Source organism: Streptomyces dysideae, from assembly GCF_001514305.1.
Classification (GTDB): Bacteria; Actinomycetota; Actinomycetes; order Streptomycetales; family Streptomycetaceae; genus Streptomyces; species Streptomyces dysideae.
Map to the genome: position 1 here is coordinate 456,104 of NZ_KQ949075.1, position 25,380 is coordinate 481,483.

Consider the following 25,380-nt stretch of genomic DNA (forward strand, 5'->3'; position numbering starts at 1 on the left):
CCGGGAGGTACCACATGACCACCGCCGGAGACATCATGCACCGTGGCGCCCAGTGGATCCCCGCCCACGAGACCCTGGACCGCGCCGCCCAGCTGATGCGCGACCTGGGCGTCGGGGCCCTGCCCATCAGCGACCAGAACGAACGGCTCTGCGGCATGATCACCGACCGCGACATCGTCGTCGACTGCGTGGCCATGGGCCACGACCCGGCCCGAGTCACCGCCGGCGACATGGCCCAGGGCACCCCGCGCTGGATCGACGCGAGCGCCGACGTCAGCGAAGTGCTGCGGGAGATGGAGGGGAACCAGATCCGCCGGCTCCCCGTCATCGAGAACAAGCGCCTGGTCGGCATGATCAGCGAGGCCGATCTGGCCCAGCATCTGACGGACGACCAGATCGCCGAGTTCGCCCACGGCGTCTACGCCAGGAGCTCGACGCACTGACCGGCCAGGTCACCGGGGCCGCCCTGCTCGTTCACCCCGCGCCAAGCCCCGCACCACGCACACCCCGCCCCCGTCCGGCCGACCACGCCGGACGGGGCACGCCGGGACCCGCCCAAGGGACGGATCAGAGCCAGCCGTTGCGCCGGAAGCCGCGGTACAGCACCACGCACGCGACGGATATCACACCTATGACCAGGCCGTAGCCGTACCTCCAGTGCAGCTCCGGCATGTGGTCGAAGTTCATGCCGTACACCCCGCACACCATCGTCGGAACGGCGATCACCGCGGCCCAGGCCGTGATCTTCCGCATGTCCTCGTTCTGCGCGACCGTCACCTGCGCGAGGTGCGCCTGCAGGATCGAGTTGAGCAGTTCGTCGAAGGCCGCTATCTGCTCCTTGGCGCGCAGCAGATGGTCGGACACGTCGCGGAAGTAGGCCTGTATCTCCGGGTCGACCACCCGGATCGGCCGGGTGGACAGATCCTCGAGCGGGCGGCTCAGCGGGACCACGGCCCGCTTCAGCTCGAGGAGTTCACGCTTGAGCTGGTAGATGCGCCCCGGGTCGACCCGCGAGCCATGTTCCGCGAACACGTCCGTCTCGACCTGGTCGATGTCCCCCTGCACCGAGTCGGTGACGCTCAGGTAGTCGTCGACCACATGGTCCGCGATCGCGTGCAGCACCGCCGCCGGTCCCTTGGCGAGCTGCTCCGGATCGGACTCCAGCTCCTCGCGCAGCGGGCCCAGTGAGCCGTGCCGGCCGTGCCGCACCGTGATGACGAAGTCCCGGCCGACGAACACCATGATCTCGCCGGTGTCCACCACCTCGCTGGTCGCCGTGAGCTCCTCGTGCTCGATGTAGCAGAGTGTTTTGAACACCGCGAACAGTGTCTCGTCGTAGCGCTCCAGCTTCGGCCGCTGATGGGCCTCGACCGCGTCCTCCACCGCCAGGGGGTGCAGGTCGAACAGCTCGGCGATGCCCGCGAACTCCCGGTCCGTCGGCTCGTGCAGGCCCAGCCAGACGAAACCGTCGCCGTGCTTGCGCACCCGCTCCACGGCATCGACCAGATCACCGCCCGCCGGGACCCGCACACCGTCCCGGTACGCCACGCAGTTGACCACCGAGGAGCCCAGCGGGGACCGGGCCGGATGGCTCAGGTCGACGCGCGGGCGCCGCCGGGCCAGCCGTGCCACCTTGCGGAGGCCGCCGACCCTGCTGAGGCCCGTGACCTTCCGCAGATTCCCTGCCATGGACATCTGGATCTCCTTGCGTGGATCTCCTCGCGCCACATCTCTGCGCCCTGGCGTGCCAGTTTGCCAGGTCTGCGAAAGGGGCGGGAAAGCCTGTGGGAACAGCGAGTTCCGCTTGGTTCCCGCCTGTGGACGACGGGACTTCCGGGGCCGTCCTGCCGAATTCCCGGCCGTCCGGCCGAGCGTCGCCCTCTTCGGACAAGCGGGGCAACTGGGATGATTGCGGCATGACGCGAACCGACGGGTATCTCCTCGACAACCGGCAGACCGAGGCGGGCGGGCACTCCGATGCCTTCGCCGCCCTCTTCGACCCCACGACGTTCCGGTACCTCGAAGGGTCCGGCATCGGACCCGGCTGGCGCTGCTGGGAGGTCGGCCCCGGCGGCACGTCCGTGGTGTCCTGGCTGGCCAAGAAGGTCGGCCCGACCGGCAGGGTCGTCGCGACCGGCCTCGACACCTCCCGCCTCGCTGCGGCCGCCCGCCCGCCGGTCGAGGTCCGCGTCCACGACGTCGCCGCGGACCAGGCGCCGGGGGAGGGATTCGACCTCGTCCACGCCCGGCTCGTCCTCGTTCATGTCCCCGACCGGGAACGGGCGTTGCGGTCGATGGTCCAGTCCCTGCGTCCCGGCGGACGACTCCTGATCGAGGACACCGACCTCGACCTGCAGCCCCTGCCCTGCCCCGACGAGTACGGCCCGGAACAGCAACTGGCCAACCGCCTCCGGCACGGCGTCCGCAAACTCCTCGCCGACCGCGGCACCGACCTCTCCTACGGCCGCAGACTCCCGCGCCTGCTCCGTGAGTCCGGTCTGCGCCGAGTGGAGGCCGACGCGTACTTCCCGCTCGCCTCACCCGGCTGCGCCGCCCTGGAGTCCGCCACGATCCGCCAACTCCGCGACCAACTCGTCACGGCACGCCTGGCCACCGACCAGGACATCGACCGCCACCTGACCAATGTCACCTCCGGCAACATGGACCTGGCCACGGTCCCGGTGATCTCGGCATGGGGGCGCAAGGGGTAGGCCGGGGCGGGAGTTGACGGCGGCGCGTGTGGTGGGGCCGGGCGGTGCGGGCCCGGATGTGGCTGGGTGCTGGGAACCAGGTGCCGACCAGTGCTGGTGTCGTGGCCCGGCTGCCGTGCGCTCTCCGTGGCCAGAGACCCCGTCATGTTCGGGCCGCCACGCCGCCGACCGCTGCCCTGCCGGTCACACACCCCGCACGCCACGCGCTGCCCCGTGCTTGCCGCGCCTGTCGGCGCCGGCCCCCTGCCCCCGCCCCTCACCCCACCACCGGCGGCCTTCCACCCACCCGTTCCACCGCCGACGCCCCCGCCCGGCACCCTTCCCGCGCCGCGTCCTCGGGCTCGGCGCCCGCGAGCAGGGCGGCGAGGAACGCGCCCGTGAAGGCGTCGCCGGCACCCGTCGTGTCCCTCGGTGTCGCCGATACGGCAGGGACCTGGGCGTACACAGTGCCGGCGCGGGCCACCAGCGCACCGGCCGCGCCCTGCTTGGCGACCACCAGCGGGAAGTGGCGGCTCAGCTTGGCCGCCGCGTCCGCCGCATCGGGCAACCCCGTGAGCAGACACGCCTCGTCACGGCTGGGCAGCAGGACGTCCACCCCGTCCACCAGCGCCAGGAAACGGTCGACGCCCAGCTCCACGAGGAAGCCCGCCGACGCCGGGTCCAGGCTCACCGGCACGCCACGCGCGCGTGCCGTCTCCAGGGCCACCGTCACCAGCGCCCGGCTCGGCTCGGAGAACAGCAGGTAGCCCGACAGATGCAGCCGCGCCACCCCGTCGAGCAGCGCGTCCGACCAGTCCCCGGGGTCGAGCCGCAACGACGCCCCACTGTCGGTGAGAAACGTCCGCTCGGCCGCGGCACCCCCGTCGACCAGGCAGATCACCGTCCCGGTCGGCGCCTTGGGATCGACGACGAGCCGGGGCCGTACCCCGCAGGCGGCCAGCTCCCGCTCGTGCCACGCGGCAGCCTCCGTGCCCACCCGTCCGAGCAGCCGCACCTCCGCACCGCCCCGATGCGCGGCCCAGCACGCCACATTGGCGCCCGCGCCACCCGGTACCGTCCGGATCGTCGCGGCCGTGTCCGTCCCCGAGGCGAGCGGGCCCCGGTGCCGGGCGACGACATCCGTGACGACGTCCCCGACGACCAGCAGCGCCCCGTCCGGTCCCGTCGTCACACCCCGGCCCAGGCCGACGCGATCCGCCCCGCCAGCCGTACGTTGCCCCGCACCGCCGCCAGATTGGCGCTCAGCGAGGCACCGTCGGTGTGCCGCACCAGGTAGTCCAGCAGGAACGGCGTGACGGCCTGACCGGTGATGCCCTCCTCCTCGCACGCGTGCAGGGCGTCGGCGAGCACACGCGCGTGCAGCTCGGGATCCAGTTGCTCCGCCTCCGGCACGGGGTTGGCGACGATCAGCGCCGACTCGGGCCCGTCGAGCGCGTCCTGAGCCCGCATCACGTCCGCCACCTGAGCCGGCGAGTCCAGCGTCCAGTCCACCGGGTGTCCCGAGTCGGACAGGTAGAAGCCGGGGAACCGCTCCGTGCCGTACCCGGCCACCGCGACGCCCAGCGTCTCCAGCCGCTGCAGCGTCGCCGGCACGTCCAGGATCGACTTCACACCCGCGCACACCACCGTGATCCGCGTCCGCGCCAGCAGCCCCAGGTCGGCCGACTCGTCCTGCGTCACCGTCCACTCCCGGTGCACCCCGCCGAGCCCGCCCGTCGCGAACACCCGTACGCCCGCCAGCGCCGCCAGCAGCGCGGTCGCCGACACCGTCGTCGCCCCGCTCACTCCGGAGGCCACCGCGAGCGGCAGATCACGGTGGCCCAGCTTGCGGATCCCGTCCTCGTTCGCGATCCGCTCCAGCTGCTCCTTGTCCAGGCCGACATGGGGCCGCCCGTCCAGCACGGCGATCGTCGCGGGAACGGCACCCTCCCGCCGTACGACGTCCTCCAGCTCCAGTGCCACCTGCAGATTGCGCGGGCGCGGCAGCCCGTGCGCGATGATCGTGGACTCCAGGGCCACCACCGGTCGACGCGCGTCGATCGCCTCACGTACTTCCTCGGACACCACCAGCACCACGCGGCTGCCTCCTGTCAGTCGTTCTTCCCTCATCTCTGGCGGGCGGCGCACCGGGTCAAACCCTTGCGACCTGTGGTGGACGACACCAGCCTGGGACGCATGACGGACAACACTTCACGTCTCGACCACGTCGTCCTCTGGGTGCGCGACCCGGTGACGTCGGCCGGCTTCTACGAGAAGACGGTCGGCATGACGCCCGTACGGCTCACCGACTACGCCGCGGGGACCGTGTCCTTCCCCTCCGTACGGCTCAACGACGAGACCATCCTCGACCTCATGCCGCTCACCATGGCGGAGCGCATGAAGATGCTCCCCGGTGCCGCCGACAGCGCGGGCCACCCGGTCAACCACGTCTGCCTGGCCCTGCCCGCCGACGACTTCGACGCCCTGCTCGCACGCCTGGAGGAAGGCGGGGTGCCCGTCTCGGACATCTCCCACGACTCCTTCGGCGCCCGCGGCATGGCCAAGCGCAGCTTCTACTTCCGTGACCTGGACGGGAACGTCTTCGAGGCCCGGCACTACGACTAGGTTTGCTGTCCCGGCGCGACGAGGGTGCCCACGCGCGTGTGGGCACCCTCATCGGGGCCTCACCCGGGTTGTACGCCGTCCAGCGCGCCGTGCGGGTTGAGCACGTACTTGCGGCTGGCGCCCTGGTCGAACTCGGCGTAGCCGCGCGGCGCGTCCTCGATGCCGATCACGGTCGCGTTGACCGCCCTGGCGATGTACACGCGCTCGTGCAGAATCGCCATCATCAGGCTCCGGTGGTACTTCATCACCGGGCACTGCCCGGTCGTGAGGCCGTGGCTCTTGGCCCAGCCGAGACCGAGCCGCACCTTCAGTGTCCCGGACCTCGCGTCCTCGTCGACCCCTCCCGGGTCGTCCGTGACGTAGCCCGGGGATGCCCAGCGCGCCGCCCGCGCGCGTGATGCCCATCAGCGAGTTGAGGACCGTCGCGGGCGCCTCCCCGGCATCCGGACCGTGGTCCCGGACCCCGAAGCCGACCGCGTCGACCGCGGCGTCCACCTCGGGCTCCCCGAGGATCTGCGCGATCTGCTCGTCCACGCCGCCGCGCGAGACGTCGACGGTCTCGCAGCCGAAGCTCCGCGCCTGGGCGAGGCGTTCGGCGTTGAGGTCGCCGACGATGACGACGGCGGCGCCCAGCAGCTGCGCCGACGCGGCCGCCGCCAGCCCGACCGGACCCGCCCCGGCGACGTACACCGTCGAGCCGACCCCGGCGCCCGAACGGACCACACCGTGGAAGCCGGTCGGGAAGATGTCCGACAGCATGGTCAGGTCGAGCAGCTTCTCGCGCGCCTGGTCCCGGCCCGGGAAACTCAGGAGATTGGAGTCCGCGTACGGCACCATGGCGTACTCGGCCTGCCCGCCGACCCAGCCCCCCATGCCGACATATCCGTAAGCCGCCCCGGGGCGCGCCGGGTTGACGTTCAGACAGATGCCGGTCTTGCGCTCCTTGCAGTTGCGGCACCGCCCGCAGGCGATGTTGAACGGTACGGAGACGATGTCGCCGACGTCGACGGTCTCGACGTCCGGCCCCCCGTTCGACGACCTCTCCGGTGATCTCGTGTCCGAGGACCAGCCCCTCGGGCGCGGTCGTCCGCCCGCGCACCATGTGCTGGTCGCTGCCGCAGATGTTGCTGGCGAGCACCTTGAGGATCACCCCGTGCCGGCACTTTCGGCCGACGTTCTCGGGAGCCACCCCCGGCCCGTCCTGGAGTTCGAGTGTCGGGTAGTCGATGGTCCTCACGTCCACCGGGCCCGGCTTGAGATGCGCCACTGCCCTGTTTCCGCTCATGCGTGATCGCCGTCCCTTCGGCTCCGGGTCTTCCGGAGGCCAGTCGGATGTCGGCGGCTGTGCGCATGGCGGAGTCTGCTACCGCGTCCGTCTCCCGGCCAGCCTTCGCGACGACCGGAATCAGCGGGCGGCCACAAAGCCCGCCGGCCGCCCGGTCCGCAAGCGCCCCCGCAGCGCCGCTCGGCGAGCTCAGCCGTTCGCGGGTACGTTCCTCTCCCGCTTGCTCCGCCTGCCCCGCGTGTGCAGCGCCAGCGCCGCCAGCGGCACGAGCAGACACGCGGCGGCGAAGTTCAGCCAGGCGTAGCTCGCCTGGGCGACCACGAGTCCGGCGGCCGCACCGCCGATACCCGCCGAGGCGTTCATGGTGAGGTCGGAAATCCCCTGCGCGGCGGCCCGCGCGGGCTGCGGCACGGAGTCCGTCAGCAGCGCGGAACCGGCGACGAGCGCCGCCGACCAGCCCAGCCCCAGCACGAAGAGCCCGGTGGCGGTCTGCCCGTGACTGCCCCCGGCCGTACCCGCGAGGAACACCGCGACGGCCAGCAGCCCCACGGCCAGCCCTATCCCCGCCATCCGCCCCAGCTGGTCCGACAGCCGGCCCATGAGCGGCGCGAACGCGTACATGCCCGCGATGTGCCCGCTGATGACCAGCCCGATCAGATCGATACTCGCGCCGTGGTGCGCGAGGTCGACCGGCGTCATCACCATCACCGACACCATCGCCGTGTGCGCCACGGCCACCGTCACCAGCGCGAGCCGCGCCCGCGGCGAGGCGGCCACGGCGGCCATCCCGGCACGCAGCGAGCGGGCCGCGGGAGACTGCTCCTCGGCCGGCGCCAGCGCACGCGCCGTCAGCAGCGGGTCGGGCCGCAGCAGTACGGCGACCACGACCGCGGATATCAGGAAGATCCCTGCCGCCCACAGGAAGGGCCCCGCGGCCGCGGTGATCCCGAGCCCGGTGACACTGCGGCCGGCGGGCGCAGAGATGTTCGGGCCGAGGACGGCCCCGATGGTGGTCGCCCACACCACGAGCGAGATGGCCCGGGCCCACCGCTCCGGCTCGGCCAGATCGGCGGCCGCGAACCGCGCCTGGAGATTCGCCGACGAGGCCGCGCCGAAGGCGGCCATGCCGCACAGCAGCAGCGGAAAGCTCCCGAACTTCGCCGCGACCACGACGACACCGGCTCCCACAGCGCCGATCAGATAGGCCAGGACCAGTCCGGGACGGCGCCCGCGCGCGGTCATCAACGCCGCGAGCGGCATCGACAGCACCGCCGTACCGGCGACGGTCGCGGTGGGCGCGAGCCCGGACAGCGACTCGGTGCCGCTGACCTCGGTGGCCAGGACGGCGGCGAGCGCGATGCCCGTGGCGACGCCCAGCCCGCCGAGAATCTGGGTCGCCATCAGCACCGCCGTCGTACGGCGCCGCAGGGCCGGCAGCCCGTCCGGCGTGACGGACGCGACGGGCTGCCGCTCGACGGCGATCACGACGTACACCCGGCCGTACGGCGCGCCGGACCGACGACCATCGGACGGCACACCGGCCCGGGTGTGGACACATGAGCGAAAAATGTGGTCACGGAGGCAGTCTCCCCCTCTCCTCCCGCACCCCCAACCCCTTAGAACAGCGGCTCGGGCAGCACCCCTTCCAGAGCGAGCAGCTTCCGCTTCGTCTCCAGACCGCCCCCGAACCCGCCGATGCCGCCGTTGCTCTCCACGACCCGGTGGCAGGGCACGACCACCGGCAGCGGATTGGCACCCATCGCCGTCCCCACCGCCTGGGCCGCACCGGGCTGACCCACCCGCCCGGCCAGATCGCCGTACCCGACGACCGCTCCGTACGGGACACCGGACGCCAGCTCGCGCAGCACCTGCCGGTTGAAGCCCGAGATCAGCGACCAGTCCAGCGGCAGCTCGAAGTCACGGCGCGCACCCGCGAAGTACTCCTCCACCTGATGTATCGCCTCGGCCAGCAGCGGCGAACCGGGCGCCTCGACGGGCTCGCCGCCCAGCCGGGACGCCAGCCGCTCGAGCGTCTTGGCGCGCACCTTCTCCGTCGCGTGGAACACGACGTTGACCAGGCCGTCGCGGGTCGCGGCCAGCAGCAGCGGACCGATGCCCGTCTCCACCACCGCCCACACAACCTGCTGCTCGTACTGCCCATGGCTGTCCATGCGCCCACCGTACGGCCCCCCACTGACAACGCCCGGGGAGCCGGTGCGGGCGGCTCCCCGGTGGCCCGGACTCAGGCGCCCGACAGCGCGTCCCGCACCACGTCGGGCGTGTTGGTGATGATGCCGTCCACGCCGTACCCGGCGACCCGCCGGGCGGTGTCCGCGTCGTTGAGGGTCCAGGTGAAGACCTCCAGCGGCCTGCCGTGCGGTCCCGTGAACGCGTGGACGGACGCGACGTAGCCCATGGAGAGGGACCTGTACGAGGGGTTGATCTGGTCCGTGAAGGCCGCGTACCCGGCCAGTTCAGCGACCGACGGCGTGCCGAGGAAACCGGTCTTGACGGCCGGTTTCAGGTCGTGGACGGTCCGCACACTGGCCGCGCTGAAGCTCTGCACGATCAGCCGGCCCGCCACATGCTGCCGGTCGAGCCAGCCCTCGTTGCTGAGCACCTTGAGGGTCTGCCGCTCGATGCCCGGATACAGGTCGGGGTTCTTGATCTCCAGAAGCAGCTTCTGGTGATGACCCTCCACCCGGTCCATGTACTGCTCCAGAGTCGGCACGCGCGCGCCCGCGTAAGCGGGGCCGAACCAGCTGCCCGCGTCCAGGCGGGCGATCTCGGCGGCGGTGAAGTCCTTCACCTTCCACGGTGCCCGCTCGGGGAAGATCTCCTCGACGTCGGTGGTGCGCTTCAGGTTGTCGTCGTGGATGACGACCAGCTCGCCGTCCTTGGTGCGCTGGACGTCGTTCTCGACCCAGCGGATGCCCAGCTCGGCCGCTTTGTCGACGGCGGCCAGGGTGTTCTCGGGCGCGTAGGCGGAGGCCCCCCGGTGGGCGATGACCGAAGGCCGCTCGTCGGCGACGTCGGCCGAGGCGTCGGAGATGGGAAGCAGGAAGGCGGAGGTCCCCAGGAGCGCGGTGGTCGTGGCGGCTGCAGCGCGTGCGTGCATGCGTACTCCTCGCATCGAGCGATCACGGAAAGCTCAACTGTGACAGCAGAGGGTCAACGGCAGAGGGGTACAGAATGGCCACAGGTTGAATGGAGTTGCCCGGGCCCGCTCACTGGTGCCGCACAACTGGGGCAAGGCCGTGTTTCTTTGTCGGAAAATCGTTCGACCATTCCAGTGGGGGTCATACTCTCTGCCTCAGCCCTGACCGCACGGGCGGTCCTGGGAGGGGGGCGCTTTTCAGGGAATTCCGGGACGCAAGAGGTCGGAAGGGCAGCCGCGCATGCAGGGCACGGTCGACGGATTCAGCTACGGCCTCGTCACACCACTGGTGGCCTACCTCATGGCCTGTCTCAGTGGTGCCCTCGGCCTGCGCTGCACCACCAGATCGATGCTCGTGTCGCAGTCCTGGCGACCAGGCTGGCTCGCCCTCGGCTCGGCGGCCATCGGCTCCGGCATCTGGACCGTGCACTTCATCGCGATGATGGGGTTCACGGTCAAGGAGACGCCGATCCACTACGACAAACCCATGACGTTCGCGAGCCTCGCCGTCGCCGTCGTCATGGTGGGCGTAGGGATCTTCATAGTCGGCTACAAGGGCGCGTCCGGAACTGCCTTGTTCACCGGCGGCACCATCACCGGCCTGGGCATCGCCTCGATGCACTACCTGGGCATGGCCGGCATGCGGCTCAACGGCAAGCTGGAATACAACACGTTCACCGTCGCCGTCTCCGTCGTCATAGCCATGGGCGCGGCCACCGCCGCCCTGTGGGCGGCCGGACAGGTCAGAGGGTTCCTGTGGAGCGTGGGTGCCAGCCTCGTCATGGGACTTGCCGTCAGCGGCATGCACTACACCGGCATGGCCGCCCTCAGCGTCCATGTCCACGGCACGGACGCGACCTCGGCGGGCGACTCGCCCGCGGCCCTGCTCGCGCCCATGATGGTCGGCCCGCTCGCCTTCCTGCTCCTCGCGGGCGTCGTGGTGATGTTCGACCCGCTGATGGTCATGGGGAAACCCGACCGGACCCGCGCCGAGCACAAGCCGGGCGTCCCGGCCCACCCCGTCGGCACCCACTCGGCCCGGCGCCCCGTGCTCCGCTCCCGCCGGAACTCCAACCACAGCGGCTCCCGCACCCCGCAGAACCACTGATCGGACCGCATTGTCAGTGGGGGGTCGTACGGTGGACTCCATGCGGCCCGTTTCCCACATCGAACGCACGGTGGCGCCCTTCGAGGTCGTCAGCCCCTACCAGCCCAGCGGCGACCAGCCGCAGGCCATCGCCGAGCTCGCCCGGCGCATCGAAGCAGGTGAGAAGGACGTCGTCCTGCTCGGCGCGACCGGCACCGGCAAGTCCGCCACCACCGCGTGGATGATCGAGAAGCTTCAGCGGCCCACGCTCGTGATGGCCCCGAACAAGACACTGGCCGCCCAGCTGGCGAACGAGTTCCGCGAGCTGCTGCCGAACAACGCCGTCGAGTACTTCGTCTCGTACTACGACTACTACCAACCCGAGGCGTACGTCCCGCAGTCGGACACCTACATCGAGAAGGACTCCTCGATCAACGAGGAGGTCGAGCGCCTGCGCCACTCCGCGACCAACTCGCTGCTCACCCGCCGCGACGTCGTCGTGGTCGCCTCGGTCTCCTGCATCTACGGCCTCGGCACTCCCCAGGAGTACGTGGACCGCATGGTCCCCCTCCGGGTCGGCGACGAGTTCGACCGGGACGAGCTGCTGCGCCGTTTCGTGGACATCCAGTACACGCGCAACGACATGGCCTTCAGCCGCGGCACCTTCCGCGTCCGCGGCGACACCATCGAGATCTTCCCGGTCTACGAGGAGCTCGCCGTCCGCATCGAGATGTTCGGCGACGAGATCGAGGCCCTGTCCACCCTCCACCCGGTCACCGGTGAGATCATCAGCGACGACCAGCAGCTGTACGTCTTCCCGGCCTCCCACTACGTCGCCGGCCCCGAGCGCATGGAGCGGGCCGTCAACGACATCGAGAAGGAGCTGGGGGAGCGCCTCACCGAACTGGAGAAGCAGGGCAAGCTCCTGGAGGCCCAGCGCCTCAGGATGCGCACGACGTACGACCTCGAGATGCTCCGCCAGATCGGCTCCTGCTCCGGTGTGGAGAACTACTCGATGCACTTCGACGGCCGCGAGCCCGGCTCCCCGCCGAACACCCTGCTGGACTACTTCCCGGACGACTTCCTGCTCGTCATCGACGAGTCGCATGTAACCGTGCCCCAGATCGGAGCCATGTACGAGGGCGACGCCTCCCGCAAGCGCACCCTCGTCGACCACGGCTTCCGACTGCCCTCCGCGCTCGACAACCGCCCCCTGAAGTGGGAGGAGTTCCAGGGGCGCATCGGACAGACCGTCTACCTGTCGGCGACCCCCGGGAACTACGAACTCTCCCGCGGGGACGGCGTCGTCGAGCAGATCATCCGCCCCACCGGCCTCGTCGACCCGGAGGTTGTCGTGAAGCCCACCGAGGGCCAGATCGACGACCTGGTGCACGAGATCCGCAAGCGCACCGAGAAGGACGAGCGCGTCCTGGTCACCACGCTCACCAAGAAGATGGCCGAAGACCTCACCGACTACTTCCTGGAACTGGGCATCCAGGTGCGCTACCTGCACAGCGACGTCGACACACTGCGCCGCGTCGAGCTGCTGCGCGAGCTGCGCTCCGGCGAGTACGACGTCCTGGTCGGCATCAACCTCCTGCGCGAGGGCCTCGACCTGCCCGAGGTATCCCTGGTGGCGATCCTCGACGCCGACAAGGAGGGCTTCCTGCGCTCCGGCACCTCCCTGATCCAGACCATCGGCCGCGCGGCGCGCAACGTCTCCGGCCAGGTCCACATGTACGCCGACAAGATCACGCCGGCGATGGAGCGGGCCATCGACGAGACCAACCGCCGCCGGGAGAAGCAGGTCGCCTACAACACGGCGAACGGCATCGATCCCCAGCCGCTCCGCAAGAAGATCAACGACATCGTCGCCCAGATCGCCCGCGAGGACATCGACACCGAGCAGCTGCTCGGCTCCGGCTACCGCAAGTCCAAGGACGGCAAGGGCGCCAAGGCCCCCGTGCCCGCCCTCGGCGGCAGGGCGGCAGGCGGCAAGGCCGCCAAGGGCAAGGCCAAGGCGACGGTCCCGACCGACCGCCCCGCGGCCGAACTCGCCGAGCAGATCGAGGAGATGACGCAGCGTATGCGCGCCGCCGCCGCGGACCTCCAGTTCGAGATCGCGGCCCGGCTGCGTGACGAGGTCTCCGAGATGAAGAAGGAACTGCGCCAGATGAAGGAAGCCGGCCTGGCCTGACCCGTACGCACTGTGTTGCAAGACCGACACAAAGCGCGGACCGGGGTACGACACTGTCAGTGCCCCTGCGTAGGGTTCTGGTCATCCGCGGACTCCGCGGCAACAGGGGAAGCTCGAGAGGGGAATCAGCGCGTGTCCGTCAACATGACCAAGGGTCAGGCCATCAGTCTGCAAAAGGGCGACGGCGGCAGCCTGACCGCGGTGCGCATGGGTCTCGGCTGGCAGGCAGCTCCCCGGCGAGGCCTGTTCGGCTCGCGCACGAGGGAGGTCGACCTCGACGCCTCCGCCGTGCTGTTCGCGGACAAGCAGCCGGTCGACGTCGTCTTCTTCCGCCACCTGGTGAGCGACGACGGCTCGGTGCGCCACACCGGCGACAACCTCGTCGGCGGTGTCGGCCAGGGCGATGACGAGTCGATCCTCGTCGACCTGGCGCGCATCCCGGTCCACATCGACCAGATCGTCTTCACGGTGAACTCCTTCACCGGCCAGACCTTCCAGGAAGTGCAGAACGCGTTCTGCCGCCTGGTCGACGAGACCAACGGCCAGGAGCTCGCCCGGTACACGCTCGCGGGCGGCGGCGCGTACACGGCCCAGATCATGGCGAAGGTGCACCGGACGGGCCCGGGCTGGACGATGACGGCCCTCGGCACCCCGGCCAACGGCCGCACCTTCCAGGACCTGATGCCGGCGATCCTGCCGCACCTGTAGGCCCGCCGGGCGGGCGGCACACGACAACAACAGCGACACAGGGGGACGAAGGCATGACGGCCGAGCTGGTGCGGGGGCAGAACCACCCGCTCTCCCAGGTCCGTCTGGAGATCCGGGTCTCGGCCGGCGCGCCGATCGTGGCCGGAGCCACGATCGGCGACGAGCACGGCAAGGTCCACGGCGCCGAGTGGGTGGCCCACCCGGGTGCCCCGGTCCTGCCGGGCCTGGAGGTCTCCCGGCAGGCCGCCGCCGACCACCGCCTCGCGGTGGACCTGGACGCCGTGCCGGATGCCGTGCACCGCGTCAGTGTGCTGCTCGCCCTGCCCACCGGGGCCGGCGGCCCGACCCGCTTCGGCGCCGTCCCCGCCCCCTCCGTCACTGTCACCGGCCTCGACGGCACCGGCGTCGCCGCCTACACCATCACCGGCCTGGAGGCGGAGTCGGCCGTCGTCGCGCTGGAGCTCTACCGACGCCAGGGCGCCTGGAAGGTACGCGCCGTCGGCCAAGGATACGCCGGCGGCCTCGCCGACCTCTTCACCGACCAGGGCCTGCCCGAGGCTCACCAACTCGCCGGAAGCATCAACGAGGCGGTGGCCCAGGGCCTGGCCCGCTCGGTCCCGGCACCCCCACCGCGCACACCGGACACCGACCGCTCCCGGCAGACGACCGCCCCGGCACTCGGCCCGGACCAGAGCGCCGGTCCCGCACCCCACGGCACCTCCGGGCGCGTACCACCCCAGCCGACCTCTCCGTACGGCACCGAGCCGCCGGCCGGCCAGCAGTCGACGTCGCCCTACGGCAACCAGGCACCGGGCGCGCCCGGGCAGCCGACCTCGCCGTACGGCACACCGGCCCCCGACACGCCAGAGCAGTCCGCGCCGCAGCCGTCGTATCCGGGCGGAGCCGGCGCCACGGACGCCTCCGCGCCCACTGCCGGCGGCCCGGTCAACTACAGCCACCCGCGCAGGCAGAACGCCGCTCCGCCGCCGCCCCCGCCGACCGCGCCCCCGGCCCAGCCCGAACAGCCCGCGCAGCCCGTCGCGGGCGACGCCACCGGCTGGTCCATGGACGAGCGGCTCTACAACCAGGTGTGGGGCATGTTCGAGGACCTCGCCCGCACCACGGCCGCCTACCGCAGCGCCGTCGACTTCGCCGACTCCCGTATGGAGAAGGAGCTCGACCAGGTCCTGTCCGACCCGCGCAGCCGGATCGGCGGACAGGGCGACGCCGCACGCGAGGCGGCCCGCGCCAAGCACGCCCAGCTCGTCGACCAGGCCAGGGCCGCACTCGACCGGGACATCACCCAGCTCACCGCCGAGTCCGAGGTCGTCGAACCCGCGCTGCCACCGGCGTACGCGCGCTGGGACAACCCCGTCTGGCACGGCTACCGGGTGCCGATGGAGATACCCATGGCCCTGCGCGTGGGCGACCTCCACCTGCCGGAGAGTGCCGAACTGCGTATCCCGTTGCTGGTCCGGCTGCCGCTCGAGCGCGGCCTGTGGATCGACAGCGGACGCGCCGGATCGCTCGACGGTTCCTTCACCGACTCTCACGACCTGCGGCGCCTCGGGATGGAGACGGCGGTGGCGCACGCGGCCCGGCTGCTCGCGGTCTATCCGGCGGGCGAGTTCACCGTGCATGTCATCGACCCGGCCGGCTCGGGAGCGCAGGCGCTGGCACCGCTGGTGCGGACCGGCGTGCTCGCGGCTCCGCCCGCGGCGGGCGCGGTGGGCGTGGCGGAGGTCCTGGCGCGGCTCACCGAGCGCGTCGACCTGGTGCAGATGGCGGTCCGCGGCGGCGCGGCCGACTCGCTCCCGCCCGGCTTCGACACTGCCGAGCAACTGCTGATCGTCAACGACTTCCCGCACGGCTTCGACGACCGTGCCGTGACCCAGCTGCGTTACCTCGCCGACGAGGGCCCCGCCGTCGGCGTCCACCTGATGATGGTCGCGGATCGTGAGGAAGCCGCGGGCTACGGCCCGTTGCTCGACCCGCTGTGGCGTTCGCTGCTGCGGCTGACGCCGGTGCCCGACGACCACCTCGCCGACCCCTGGGTGGGGCATGCGTGGACGTACGAGCCCGCGCTCGTGCCGCCGGGCAGCCAGGTGCTTCAGCAGGTGCTCACCCAGGTGGCGACGGCTCGCACCAAGTACACGTAAAGTCCCTCTGACCAGGGGATTTGGTCTCTCCTTTGCCAATCACTTTACCTTTTCTTGGTGATTGGGGTACTGTTCTTTGCACGGAGGGGAGTACTCCCTGTCTGCTGCGGCGTACCCGTCAATACGGATCAGGCCAGATCCCGGGGCGTCGGCCCATCCTGGGTGGAAGAGACCTCCGGCAGCGCGACGACGCTGGTCACTTGCCGTTACGTACTGCCGGAGGCGCAGTGGATGTTTCCGTGACCCTGTGGGTCCTGACCATCGTGGGCCTTGCCACCCTGATCGCGGTCGACTTCTTCATCGGCCGCAAACCGCACGACGTGTCCATCAAGGAAGCCGGGATCTGGACAATCGTCTGGATCGTCCTGGCCGGACTCTTCGGCCTCGGCCTGCTCATCTTCGGCGGCGGCCAGCCCGCCGGCGAGTTCTTCGCGGGCTTCATCACCGAGAAGTCGCTGAGCGTCGACAACCTCTTCGTCTTCGTCCTGATCATGGCGAAGTTCGCGGTTCCCTCGCAGTACCAGCAGCGGGTTCTGCTGGTCGGCGTGCTCATAGCCCTGGTGCTGCGCGCGATCTTCATCGCCGCCGGCGCCGCGATCCTCGCCAGCTTCTCGTGGGTGTTCTACCTCTTCGGCGCCTTCCTGATCTGGACCGCCTGGAAGCTCATCCAGGAGGCCCGGGCCGACGAGGCGGACGAGGAGTACGAGGAGAACAAGCTGCTGAAGGCCGCCGAGCGCCGCTTCGGTGTCGCCGACGGGTACCACGGCACCAAGCTGTGGATCCAGGAGAACGGCAAGCGCGTCATGACGCCGATGCTGGTCGTGATGCTGGCGATCGGCACCACGGACGTGCTGTTCGCGCTCGACTCCATCCCCGCGATCTTCGGCCTGACCCAGGACCCGTACATCGTGTTCACCGCCAACGCCTTCGCGTTGATGGGTCTGCGGCAGCTGTACTTCCTGATCGGCGGCCTGCTGAAGAAGCTGGTCCACCTCAGCTACGGCCTGTCGGTCATCCTGGGCTTCATCGGCGTCAAGCTGGTGCTGCACGCGCTGCACGAGTCCGGGGTCCACGTCCCCGAGATCTCCATCCCGGTGTCCCTCGGAGTGATCTGCTCGGTCCTGATCGTCACCACGATCACCAGCCTGCGCGCGTCCAAGAAGCAGGCGGCGGCCGAGGCGGCTCAGGAGCGGAGCGAAGGCGCCCCCAAGGACAGCATCGAGGCCTGACCGCGTCGGACGTAGCGGGAACCACCACCGGGAGCGGTGTGCGGCGAACTGCCGACCGCCGCTTCCGGCGTCCCGGCTCCCCACCGATGGCGAGGTGCCCGACATGCCCGACCTCAAGCGACAGGACCGGGCCCCACAGGACCGGAGTGCGGGGCCGAGGGGCTCCGCGACGATCCCCCATGATCACCGGCTCAGGTCACTCACCACCCGGTGGACGTCCCTCGTGCCGGTGCTCGCAGTCGTCCTGCCGGCCTTCACCCGGGGATGGGACCTGCCCGGAGCGGTCGTCGCGCTGGTGACGCTCCGTCCTCGCGGGCGCCGTCCTGGCCGCTGTCCATCACGCCGAGGTCGTCGCCCACCGGGTCGGCAAGCCGTTCGGCTCCCTCGTGCTCGCCGTCGCCGTCACGATCATCGAGGTCGCCCTCATCGTCCCCCTCATGGCGGACGGCGGCGACCAGAGCTCCATCCTCGCCCGGGAGGCCGTCTTCGCGGCTGTCATGATCACGTGTAACGGCATAGTCGGTCTGAGCCTGCTGGTTGCCTCGCCGCGTCACCGTACGGCGGTCTTCAACCCCTGGACCACCGGCGCCGCCCTCGCGACCGTCGCCACCTTGGCTGTTCGTGGCGATCCAGACCGTAGGGCACCGCGACTACTTCCTCCCCATCACCCGCCAGGGCGAGGTGATAACCGCCGACCACGCCGACGCGCCCTCCGCCCGCACCGCCCTGACGAGTCTCGGGCTACGGGGTCTTACCCTGATCGGCGTGGTCGGACTGGCCAAGGGCGTCTCGCCCACCATCGAGTACGGAGTGGACGTCGCCGGGCTGCCGCATGCCGTCGTCGGCGTGATCATCGCCCTGCTGGTGCTGCTTCCCGAGACCATCGCCGCACTGCGCGCCGCGCGCCACGACCGCGTACGGACCAGCCTCAACCTCGTGCTCGGCTCGGCGATGGCCGGCATCGGGCTGACCATCCCCGCGGTCGCCCCGGCGTCCATCTGGCTCTCCGGCCCGCTCGTGCTCGGCCTCGACTCCACCCACATGGTGCTGCTCGCCCTGACCGTGGTGGTGAGCTCGCTGACCGTGGTGCCCGGGCGGGCCACACCGCTCCAAGGCGGCGTCCACCGGGTGCTGTTCGCCGCGTGTCTGGAGCTCGCGATCAATCCATGACCGGCTCCGCCTTCGCCACGACCACCGGCACCGGACGCGTCTCCGGCAGCAGCGCGAAGCAGCCCAGACTGAGCAGCGCGATCCCCGTCAAATACGCCCCCACACCCCAGGGCACCCGGCCACTGTGCTCGACGAGGGCCGTCGCCACGATCGGCGTGAGCGCACCCCCGACGACCCCGCCGAGGTTGTAGCCGACCGCGGCACCGGTGCAGCGCACCCGCGGCTCGTACAGCTCCGGCAGATACGCGGCGATCACCGCGAACATGGTGACGAACGCGAGCATCGCGCCCAGAAAGCCGAGGAACATCAGCAGTGGCTCGCCCGTGGCCAACAGCGCGACCATCGGGAACATCCACACCGCGGCGGCCGCACACCCCGCCAGGCACAGTGGCCGCCGCCCGTACCGGTCGCCGAGCAGCGCCGCCACCGGCGTGAGCGAGCCCTTCACCAGCACCGCCGCCATGATGCAGGTCAGCATGACGGTACGGCTCACCCCGAGCCGCTCCGTCGCATACGCCAGGGACCAGGTCGTCACGGCGTAGAAGATCGCGTACCCGACCGCGAGCGCCCCGGCGGTCAGCAGCACCAGCCGCCAGTGGTCGCGCACAACCTCGGCGAGCGGCACGCGCGCGTGGTCGTCGATGCCGAGGAAGCTGGGGCTCTCGGCGAGCGACGACCGCAGCCACAGCCCCACCACGGCGAGCACCCCGGCCGCCCAGAACGGCACCCGCCAGCCCCACTGGGCGAACTGCGCGTCGGTGAGCGTCGCCGACAGCCCCAGCACGACCCCATTGGCGAGCAGGAAGCCCAGCGCGGGCCCGATCTGCGGGAAACTCGACCACAGCCCGCGCCGCTCGGCCGGCGCGTGCTCCACGGTCAGCAGCACGGCCCCGCCCCACTCGCCACCGAGCCCCAGCCCCTGCAGGAAACGCAGGACGAGCAGCAGCACGGGGGCGGCCACCCCGATCGTGTCGTACGTCGGCACGCACCCGACCGCAACGGTGGAGGCGCCGGTCAGCAGCAACGAGGCGACCAGGACCGGCCGTCGCCCGCACCGGTCCCCGATGTGCCCGAACAGCACCGACCCCAGCGGCCGCGCGACGAACCCCACGCCGAACGTGCCGAACGCGGCCAGCGTCCCCGCCAGCGGTGAGAACGTCGGGAAGAACAGCGGTCCGAGGACCAGCGCGGCCGCGGTCCCGTAGACGAAGAAGTCGTAGAACTCGATGGCCGTCCCGGCGAGCGAGGCGGCCGCAAGCCGCAGCATGGAGGGCGCCCTTGCGGTGCGTACGTCGTGCATGCCGCGTCAACTGGCCGCGGTGACTGTGGGTTACGGGGCGACTGTGTTCGTCAGTACGTGACGGTGATGCGCCGCGCCGGTCCGTCGACGCGCACCATGCCGCCGTAGGGGATCGCCAGTTGCGGATCGGTGTGCATCAGGTTCGGGCCGTGGTAGCCGACGATGCCTGTGTTGCGCAGGAACGCGAGGAGGTTCGTGTTGTCGCTCATCCCGAGGAACGGCTTCGGGTTCGCCCGGATCAACTCCCCGTCCAGCAGTGGCAGTACGGTGATCTGGTCGTCGCCGCCGGTCGACGCGAGGACCGGCCTTGATGCCGGGGTCGGCGAACGCGGTGTGGATGTCGTCGGCCCGCTCCTGCGGGGTCGAGCCCATCTTGCGGGTCGGGCCGGGTACTCGACCGGTTCGAGCTCGTGGTCCCTGCGCAGCCGCTCCAGGCCCAGTTCCTAGGGGCGCGGGAAGAGCCCGGGCAGGTCGCTGGAGGGCGAGATGACGGCTATGCGGTCGCCGGGGGAGGGCTTAGGGGGTACGAGACCACGGTCATCCCGGGAGGGTAGGACGCGTGGACCGGCCCGCGCACCGTGATAAACCGGGTCTGAGCAGCGGTCATCGACAGGCCGCCCACCTTGAACGGACCGGAGGAACCGTGCCCCGCACCCTGGCCAACGCCCCGATCATGATCCTGAACGGCCCCAACCTGAACCTGCTCGGCCAGCGCCAGCCGGAGATCTACGGTTCCGAGACCCTCGCCGACGTCGAGGCCCTGTGCGCCAAGGCCGCGGCCGCGCACGGCGGCACCATCGACTTCCGCCAGTCCAACCACGAGGGCGAGTTGGTCGACTGGATCCACGAGGCGCGGCTCAACCACTGCGGCATCGTGATCAACCCCGGTGCCTACTCGCACACCTCTGTGGCGATCCTGGATGCGCTCAACACCTGTGACGGCCTTCCGGTGTTGGAGGTCCACATCTCCAACATCCACAAGCGGGAGTCGTTCCGGCACCACTCCTATGTCTCGCTGCGCTCCGACGGGGTCATCGCGGGGTGCGGAGTGCAGGGCTACGTGTTCGGGGTGGAGCGGGTCGCGGCACTGGCCGGGGCGGCGCAGGCCGAGGCGTAAGTCACGTCGGCCTGGCGGGCGCCCCTTACAGCCGTCCCGCCTCCACGATCCGCCGCAGGAAACGCCGCGTGCGCTCCTGTTGTGGATCGCCGAAGACCTGCTCGGCCGTGCCGCGCTCCAGCACCACCCCACCGTCCAGAAAACAAACCTGGTCGGCGACGTCCCGCGCGAAGCCCATCTCGTGCGTGGCCAGCACCATCGTCATACCGTCGTCCTTCAGATCGCGGACGACGGTGAGGACTTCGCCCACCAGCTCCGGGTCGAGGGCGGCGGTGACCTCGTCGAGCAGCAGCAGCCGGGGGCGTACGGCCAGGGCGCGCACGATCGCGACCCGCTGCTGCTGGCCGCCGCTCAGCCGGTCCGGGTACTCGCCCGACTTCCCGCCGAGCCCGAGCCGCTCCAGCAGCTCACGCGCGCGTGCCTCGGCCTCCGCCCGGGACACGCCGTGCACGCGGCGCGGGGCGAGCGTGATGTTCTCCAGCACCGTCATGTGCGGGAAGAGGTTGTACGCCTGGAACACCACGCCGATACGGCGCCGTACCGCGTCCTGGTCGGCGCGCGGGTCGGTGATCTCCTCGCCGTCCAGCCAGATCGCGCCATCGTCGATGTCCTCCAGGAGGTTCGCGCAGCGCAGCAGCGTCGACTTGCCGGATCCGGACGCGCCGATCAGGGCGGTCACCGTGTGCGGGGCGACCTCGAGGTCGACGTCCCGCAGCACGACCGAGTCGCCGAAGGTCTTGCGCACGGACTCCATGCGCAGCACAGGGGCGTCGCTCACAGTGCACCTCCCTGGGCGCGACGGCGGTCCATCCGGGCCGTCACCCAGTCCGTGAAGCGGGTCATCGGGATGGTCAGCGCCACGAAGACCAGGCCCGCGACGATGTACGGCGTGTAGTTGAGGCTGCGGCCCACGATGATGTCGGCGGCCCGTACGGCGTCCACCGCACCGCCGATCGACACCAGCCCGGTGTCCTTCTGCAGCGACACCAGGTCGTTCAGCAGCGGCGGCACCTGACGGCGCACGGCCTGCGGCAGCACCACATGGCGCAGCGCCTGCCGGTTGGTGAGGCCCAGCGAGCGGGCCGCGGCGCGCTGCGAGGGGTGCACGGACTCGATGCCGGCCCGGAACACCTCGGCGACATACGCCGAATACGTCAGCGTCAGCGCCGTACCGCCCAACAGCACGGGGTCGACGGTCACGCCCTGCAGGCGCAGAGCCGGAACCCCCAGGACCACGATCATCAGATTGATGATCAGCGGCAGCCCGCGGAAGAAGTCGGTGTACGCGGCGGCCAGTGCCCGCAGGGGAAAGAACACCGGCCCGCGCAGCGTGCGCGCGACCGCTATGAGCATGCCGAGGACCAGTACCGCGACGCCGCAGACCAGCAGCAGCCGGACGTTGAGCCACAGCCCTTCGAGAACCTTGGGGAACGCCTCGCGCGCGTACTCCGCGCTGAAGAACGTCTCCTTGGTGCGCGGCCAGCCGGGCGCGTTGACGACGACCAGGTAGAGGACGACACCGGTGACCAGGGTCGACAGGGCGGCGATCGCGGTGGCGCGGCGGGCGCGCGCGCGTGTGTACCGCTCGCGCTCGATCCGCCGCTGGGACGGGACGTAGCCGTCGCCCCCGCCGGACATGTCGCCGTTGTCGTCCGCGTCCTCCTGGCCGGACTCCTCCTTGGTGACGGTCACTTGAGTACCGGAGCGTCGACGGCGTCGGACAGCCACTGCTTCTCGAGCTTCGCCAGCGTGCCGTCCTCACGCAGGGCGTCCACGGCGTCCGTCACACACGAGGTGAGCGCGCTGCCCTTGTCGAGCACGAGCCCGAACTGCTCCGGCGTACCGCCCTGGTTCTCGAACTGCCCCACGATCTCCGCGTCCGTCACCTCGGCCGCGGTGATGTAGAAGGCGGTCGGCAGGTCCACGACGATGGCGTCCACCTGACCGTTCTTCAGCGCCGACTTGGCCTGGTCGTTCTTGGCGTACGCGGCAGGCTCCTGCGCCGGCTCCACCACGTCGTTGATGTACTGGAGGCTGGTGGTGCCGACCTGGGCGCCCAGCTTGGTGTCCTTCAGGTCCGCGACGCTCGTCGCCTTCGCGGCCTTGGAGCCCTTCAGTGCGATGACGGCCTGTCGCACGTCGTAGTAGCCGGCCGAGAAGTCCACGGCCTTCTTGCGCTCGTCACTGATCGACACCTGGTTGATGTCGAAGTCGAAGGTCTTCTCGCCGGGCGCGAAGGCCTTGTTGAACGGCACGCTCTGCCAGACGACGGCGCTCTTGTCGTAACCCAGCTGCTGTGCCACGGCGTACGCGACCGCCGACTCGAAGCCCTCGCCGTTGGCGGGCTTGTCGTCCTTGAACCACGGCTCGTACGCCGGCTCGTCGGTGGCGATCGTCAGTTTGCCGGACGTCTCGGTGGCCAACTTGCCCTTGGCGCAGCTGTTCCCGGCCGACCCGGAAGGCGTCTCGGCGGCCTTCTCCTCCGGCTGCGGAGCGCAGCCGACGGCGGTGACGAGCAGGGCTATCGTTGCGGCGGCTACGGCGCGGCGCAGCGCACTGGGGGCAAGGTGCATGGCGGGAGATTGACAGTCCGCCGTCCCGTTTGTCGAGGTCACGCCGAGAATTGTCCGCATAGTGGGAACGCGTGTTGCATTCTCGTGAACGTGCCCCATGTCGACCGCCGGGGCCGCCGGTCGAGGGCGGGGATCGAAAGACCGGCGGCCCATGCCGCTCAGGAGCCGTCTTCCTGCGCGGGGCTGCTTCCAGTTGACCGCGCAACTACCCGCGACGGGAGCGCACGCATGCCACCGGCGTGTGTGAAGAGTTCACACGGGGCGCGCGGGTGGCGTGCGCGCGGGGCGCGTTGTACGGGAGTTCGCGCGGGGAGTACGTCACAAGTCCACGCTGGAGGCTGACTGATAGGCATGCGCGGGGTGCGTGTTGGGGAGCGAGCCGCGTGCGGAAAGGAAGGGAGCCTGCGCGAAGGGGGTGAGCGGGGCGTGCGCGCAATGCGCCCGCGGGGCCCGCCACGCGGAGGGCGAGCATCTCCCGCCCTGCGCGTGAGCTGCATCCCCGCGCCAGTGGCGCACACCCCGCGAGGGCGCGAGCTGCACAGTCCTGCGCGGGGCGCGAGATCCACGCCCCCAGCGCGTGCTGATCTCCGCACGACCCACTGCGCGGCCCGCAGGAGCAACCCGCCCCCTGGAGCGCCGATTCACCTCCGCACGTCGGCCACCATGACGCACGCCCGCCGGCCTCACCACCCCCGCGCGTGCCACTCCGGCAGATGCGGCCGCTCCGCGCCCAGCGTCGTGTCGTTGCCGTGTCCCGGGTAGACCCAGGTCTCGTCCGGCAGCGCGTCGAAGATCTTCGTCTCGACGTCGTGGATCAGGCTGGCGAACGCCTGTGGGTCCTTACGGGTGTTGCCCACCCCGCCCGGGAACAGGCAGTCGCCGGTGAACACATGGGGATGCCCGTGCGGGTCGTCGTAGACGAGGGCGATCGAGCCCGGCGTGTGCCCGACCAGATGGCGCGCGGTGAGTTCCACGCGCCCCACCCGGATGGTGTCGCCGTCGTCGACCAGGACGTCGGTCGGTACGGGGATGCCTTCGGCGTCGTCGCGGCCGGCGTAGGTGCGGGCGCCGGTGGCCGCGACGACGTCGGCGAGCGCCTGCCAGTGGTCGCCGTGCTGGTGCGTGGTGACGACCGACGCGATGCCGTCGTCGCCGATGGTGCCGAGCAGCGTCTCCGCGTCGTTGGCGGCGTCGATCAGCAACTGCTCGTCGGTGGCCCGGCAGCGCAGCAGATAGGCGTTGTTGTTCATCGGGCCGACCGCGATCTTGGTGATCATCAGGTCCTTGAGCTCATGCACGTCGGCAGGGCCGCCGACCGTCACCTGTCCGCTGTACGTCATGGCCGTCAGCCTATAGCGGGGGAGCGGCCCGAGGACGGTCCGCGTGCTACAGGGGCGGCAGCGTCGGCAGCGCCCCGCCCGCCACCCGCAGCGCGGCCCCGTCGCGGCGCCCGGCGAGCCAGCCGAGCAGCTCCGGCTCGGACCCCGTGGCGGTGACCTCGGGCGCACCCGCCTCTCGGCCCGTGCCCCACGCGCGCGTGCCGTCCGTGAGGCTCGTGGCCGGCACGTCGGGGTGCCCCCTGAACCGGTCGGCGAGGAAGTCGATCTCCCGCTCCACGAACTCCGCCGGAAGGTCCTCCAGCTCGTATCCGATCCCGAGGTCCACGTGGTGCAGCTCCACCTCCACCCACCGCCGGAACGGCACCCGGGCCGCCGTGTCGGTGACCCCGTTGCGCAGCTCCACCGTGCGCGACCAGTCCGCCGGCACGTCACACGCGTCCTGGAAGCGGGCCGCGCTCTCGCGCACGTCGGTCAGCTGGACGTCGAGGGGACGCGGGGCGTCCCGCTCGATGTCGGCGTCCCGGGCCTCGGCGGAGAGATACATGGGGCGGCCCTCGAGGACGTTCACGAGGGCGTCCGCGTTGCGGGCGAGATGGGCGAGGACGTGGCCGCGGCTCCAGCCCGGAAGCCGTGATGGCTCGGCCATGGAGGCGTTGTCCATCTTGGCGACTGCGCTGAGCAGCCGTTCGGTCGCGTCACGTACAGACGCCAGGTCACGAACGTGATCAATCATGCTGCTGACA

Annotated in this window: 21 protein-coding genes and 3 pseudogenes; 10 read left to right on the top strand and 14 right to left on the bottom strand. The window is 70.8% G+C overall.

The genetic code is table 11. The features are described from left to right. Positions 1–14: 14 nt before the first annotated feature. On the top strand, positions 15–443 hold the full coding sequence (locus tag AQJ91_RS02055; RefSeq protein ID WP_067015290.1) for a CBS domain-containing protein: 429 nt from the start codon (positions 15–17) through the stop codon (positions 441–443). A 124-nt stretch (positions 444–567) separates the two neighbouring features. Here the strand turns inward: AQJ91_RS02055 and AQJ91_RS02060 are convergent, their stop codons facing one another. After that, positions 568–1,695: a magnesium and cobalt transport protein CorA gene (locus AQJ91_RS02060; RefSeq protein WP_067015292.1), complete on the bottom strand. Its 1,128-nt coding sequence runs from the start codon at positions 1,693–1,695 to the stop codon at positions 568–570. A gap of 221 nt (positions 1,696–1,916) precedes the next feature. Here AQJ91_RS02060 and AQJ91_RS02065 point away from each other — a divergent pair, with 221 nt between their 5' ends. Next, a complete protein-coding gene (locus AQJ91_RS02065; RefSeq protein WP_067015294.1) occupies positions 1,917–2,711 on the top strand; it encodes a methyltransferase domain-containing protein in 795 nt (264 codons plus the stop codon). A 256-nt stretch (positions 2,712–2,967) separates the two neighbouring features. Here AQJ91_RS02065 and AQJ91_RS02070 read toward each other — a convergent pair whose 3' ends face one another. Together AQJ91_RS02070 and AQJ91_RS02075 are read right to left on the bottom strand one after the other, a co-directional pair. Beyond that, positions 2,968–3,882, bottom strand: a complete 915-nt coding sequence (locus AQJ91_RS02070) for a carbohydrate kinase family protein (RefSeq protein WP_067015303.1) — start codon at positions 3,880–3,882, stop codon at positions 2,968–2,970. After that, positions 3,879–4,787 (bottom strand): pseudouridine-5'-phosphate glycosidase, encoded by a 909-nt coding sequence (locus AQJ91_RS02075; RefSeq protein WP_067015306.1) that lies wholly within the window; start codon positions 4,785–4,787, stop codon positions 3,879–3,881. The genes AQJ91_RS02070 and AQJ91_RS02075 overlap by 4 nt, the downstream gene beginning before the upstream one ends. A 99-nt stretch (positions 4,788–4,886) precedes the next feature. On the opposite strand from AQJ91_RS02075, the gene AQJ91_RS02080 reads away from it, so the two are divergent. After that, entirely contained in the window at positions 4,887–5,315 is a 429-nt protein-coding gene (locus AQJ91_RS02080; RefSeq protein WP_067016098.1) for a VOC family protein, read from the top strand. 59 nt (positions 5,316–5,374) lie between these two features. Here AQJ91_RS02080 and fdhA read toward each other — a convergent pair. From fdhA to AQJ91_RS02100, 4 genes and pseudogenes are all read right to left on the bottom strand, one after another. Next, positions 5,375–6,600: pseudogene (gene fdhA, locus AQJ91_RS58065) on the bottom strand (formaldehyde dehydrogenase, glutathione-independent). 189 nt (positions 6,601–6,789) lie between these two features. Further along, positions 6,790–8,085: an MFS transporter gene (locus AQJ91_RS02090; RefSeq protein ID WP_067016101.1), complete on the bottom strand. Its 1,296-nt coding sequence runs from the start codon at positions 8,083–8,085 to the stop codon at positions 6,790–6,792. A 131-nt stretch (positions 8,086–8,216) separates the two neighbouring features. Beyond that, positions 8,217–8,771, bottom strand: a complete 555-nt coding sequence (locus AQJ91_RS02095) for a methylated-DNA--[protein]-cysteine S-methyltransferase (RefSeq protein WP_067015310.1) — start codon at positions 8,769–8,771, stop codon at positions 8,217–8,219. A gap of 71 nt (positions 8,772–8,842) precedes the next feature. Then, positions 8,843–9,718: a glycerophosphodiester phosphodiesterase gene (locus AQJ91_RS02100; RefSeq protein WP_067015313.1), complete on the bottom strand. Its 876-nt coding sequence runs from the start codon at positions 9,716–9,718 to the stop codon at positions 8,843–8,845. A 280-nt stretch (positions 9,719–9,998) separates the two neighbouring features. Here AQJ91_RS02100 and AQJ91_RS02105 point away from each other — a divergent pair, with 280 nt between their 5' ends. The 6 genes and pseudogenes from AQJ91_RS02105 to AQJ91_RS02130 all read left to right on the top strand — a co-directional run bounded on the left by AQJ91_RS02105 (position 9,999) and on the right by AQJ91_RS02130 (position 18,307). Next, entirely contained in the window at positions 9,999–10,865 is an 867-nt protein-coding gene (locus AQJ91_RS02105; RefSeq protein ID WP_067015316.1) for an MHYT domain-containing protein, read from the top strand. A gap of 40 nt (positions 10,866–10,905) precedes the next feature. Further along, positions 10,906–13,041, top strand: a complete 2,136-nt coding sequence (gene uvrB, locus AQJ91_RS02110; protein WP_067015319.1) for an excinuclease ABC subunit UvrB — start codon at positions 10,906–10,908, stop codon at positions 13,039–13,041. 132 nt (positions 13,042–13,173) lie between these two features. Beyond that, on the top strand, positions 13,174–13,749 hold the full coding sequence (locus AQJ91_RS02115) for a TerD family protein (protein ID WP_067015322.1): 576 nt from the start codon (positions 13,174–13,176) through the stop codon (positions 13,747–13,749). A 53-nt stretch (positions 13,750–13,802) separates the two neighbouring features. After that, positions 13,803–15,908 (top strand): TerD family protein, encoded by a 2,106-nt coding sequence (locus AQJ91_RS02120; protein ID WP_067015325.1) that lies wholly within the window; start codon positions 13,803–13,805, stop codon positions 15,906–15,908. Between the two features lie 227 nt (positions 15,909–16,135). Further along, positions 16,136–17,137, top strand: coding sequence for a TerC/Alx family metal homeostasis membrane protein (locus AQJ91_RS02125; RefSeq protein ID WP_199847824.1), 1,002 nt, complete (start codon positions 16,136–16,138; stop codon positions 17,135–17,137). Positions 17,138–17,360: 223 nt separating this feature from the next. Beyond that, positions 17,361–18,307 (top strand): annotated as a pseudogene (locus tag AQJ91_RS02130) (calcium:proton antiporter). On the opposite strand, the gene AQJ91_RS02135 reads toward AQJ91_RS02130, so the two are convergent. Both AQJ91_RS02135 and AQJ91_RS48605 read right to left on the bottom strand, forming a co-directional pair. After that, complete coding sequence (locus AQJ91_RS02135; protein ID WP_067016106.1) at positions 18,297–19,574, bottom strand: MFS transporter; 1,278 nt, start codon at positions 19,572–19,574, stop codon at positions 18,297–18,299. The pseudogene AQJ91_RS02130 and the gene AQJ91_RS02135 overlap by 11 nt on opposite strands. Positions 19,575–19,741: 167 nt before the next feature. Then, positions 19,742–20,148, bottom strand: a pseudogene (locus AQJ91_RS48605) (LD-carboxypeptidase); the annotation flags it as partial. A gap of 102 nt (positions 20,149–20,250) precedes the next feature. Between AQJ91_RS48605 and aroQ the strand changes: the two are divergent. Further along, positions 20,251–20,724, top strand: a complete 474-nt coding sequence (aroQ, locus tag AQJ91_RS02145) for a type II 3-dehydroquinate dehydratase (protein ID WP_067015331.1) — start codon at positions 20,251–20,253, stop codon at positions 20,722–20,724. 25 nt (positions 20,725–20,749) lie between these two features. On the opposite strand, the gene AQJ91_RS02150 is transcribed toward aroQ, so the two are convergent. The 5 genes from AQJ91_RS02150 to AQJ91_RS02170 all read right to left on the bottom strand — a co-directional run bounded on the left by AQJ91_RS02150 (position 20,750) and on the right by AQJ91_RS02170 (position 25,370). Then, positions 20,750–21,478 (bottom strand): amino acid ABC transporter ATP-binding protein, encoded by a 729-nt coding sequence (locus AQJ91_RS02150; RefSeq protein ID WP_067016109.1) that lies wholly within the window; start codon positions 21,476–21,478, stop codon positions 20,750–20,752. Positions 21,479–21,498: 20 nt separating this feature from the next. Continuing rightward, a complete protein-coding gene (locus AQJ91_RS02155) occupies positions 21,499–22,416 on the bottom strand; it encodes an amino acid ABC transporter permease (protein WP_067015334.1) in 918 nt (305 codons plus the stop codon). Beyond that, positions 22,413–23,297 carry an ABC transporter substrate-binding protein gene (locus AQJ91_RS02160; RefSeq protein ID WP_067015337.1) on the bottom strand — a complete coding sequence of 295 codons (885 nt, stop codon included), beginning with the start codon at positions 23,295–23,297 and terminating at the stop codon, positions 22,413–22,415. The genes AQJ91_RS02155 and AQJ91_RS02160 overlap by 4 nt, the downstream gene beginning before the upstream one ends. A 683-nt stretch (positions 23,298–23,980) precedes the next feature. Further along, a complete protein-coding gene (locus tag AQJ91_RS02165; RefSeq protein WP_067015340.1) occupies positions 23,981–24,637 on the bottom strand; it encodes an MBL fold metallo-hydrolase in 657 nt (218 codons plus the stop codon). A 46-nt stretch (positions 24,638–24,683) separates the two neighbouring features. After that, positions 24,684–25,370, bottom strand: coding sequence for a maleylpyruvate isomerase family mycothiol-dependent enzyme (locus tag AQJ91_RS02170; protein ID WP_067015343.1), 687 nt, complete (start codon positions 25,368–25,370; stop codon positions 24,684–24,686). Positions 25,371–25,380: the final 10 nt, after the last annotated feature.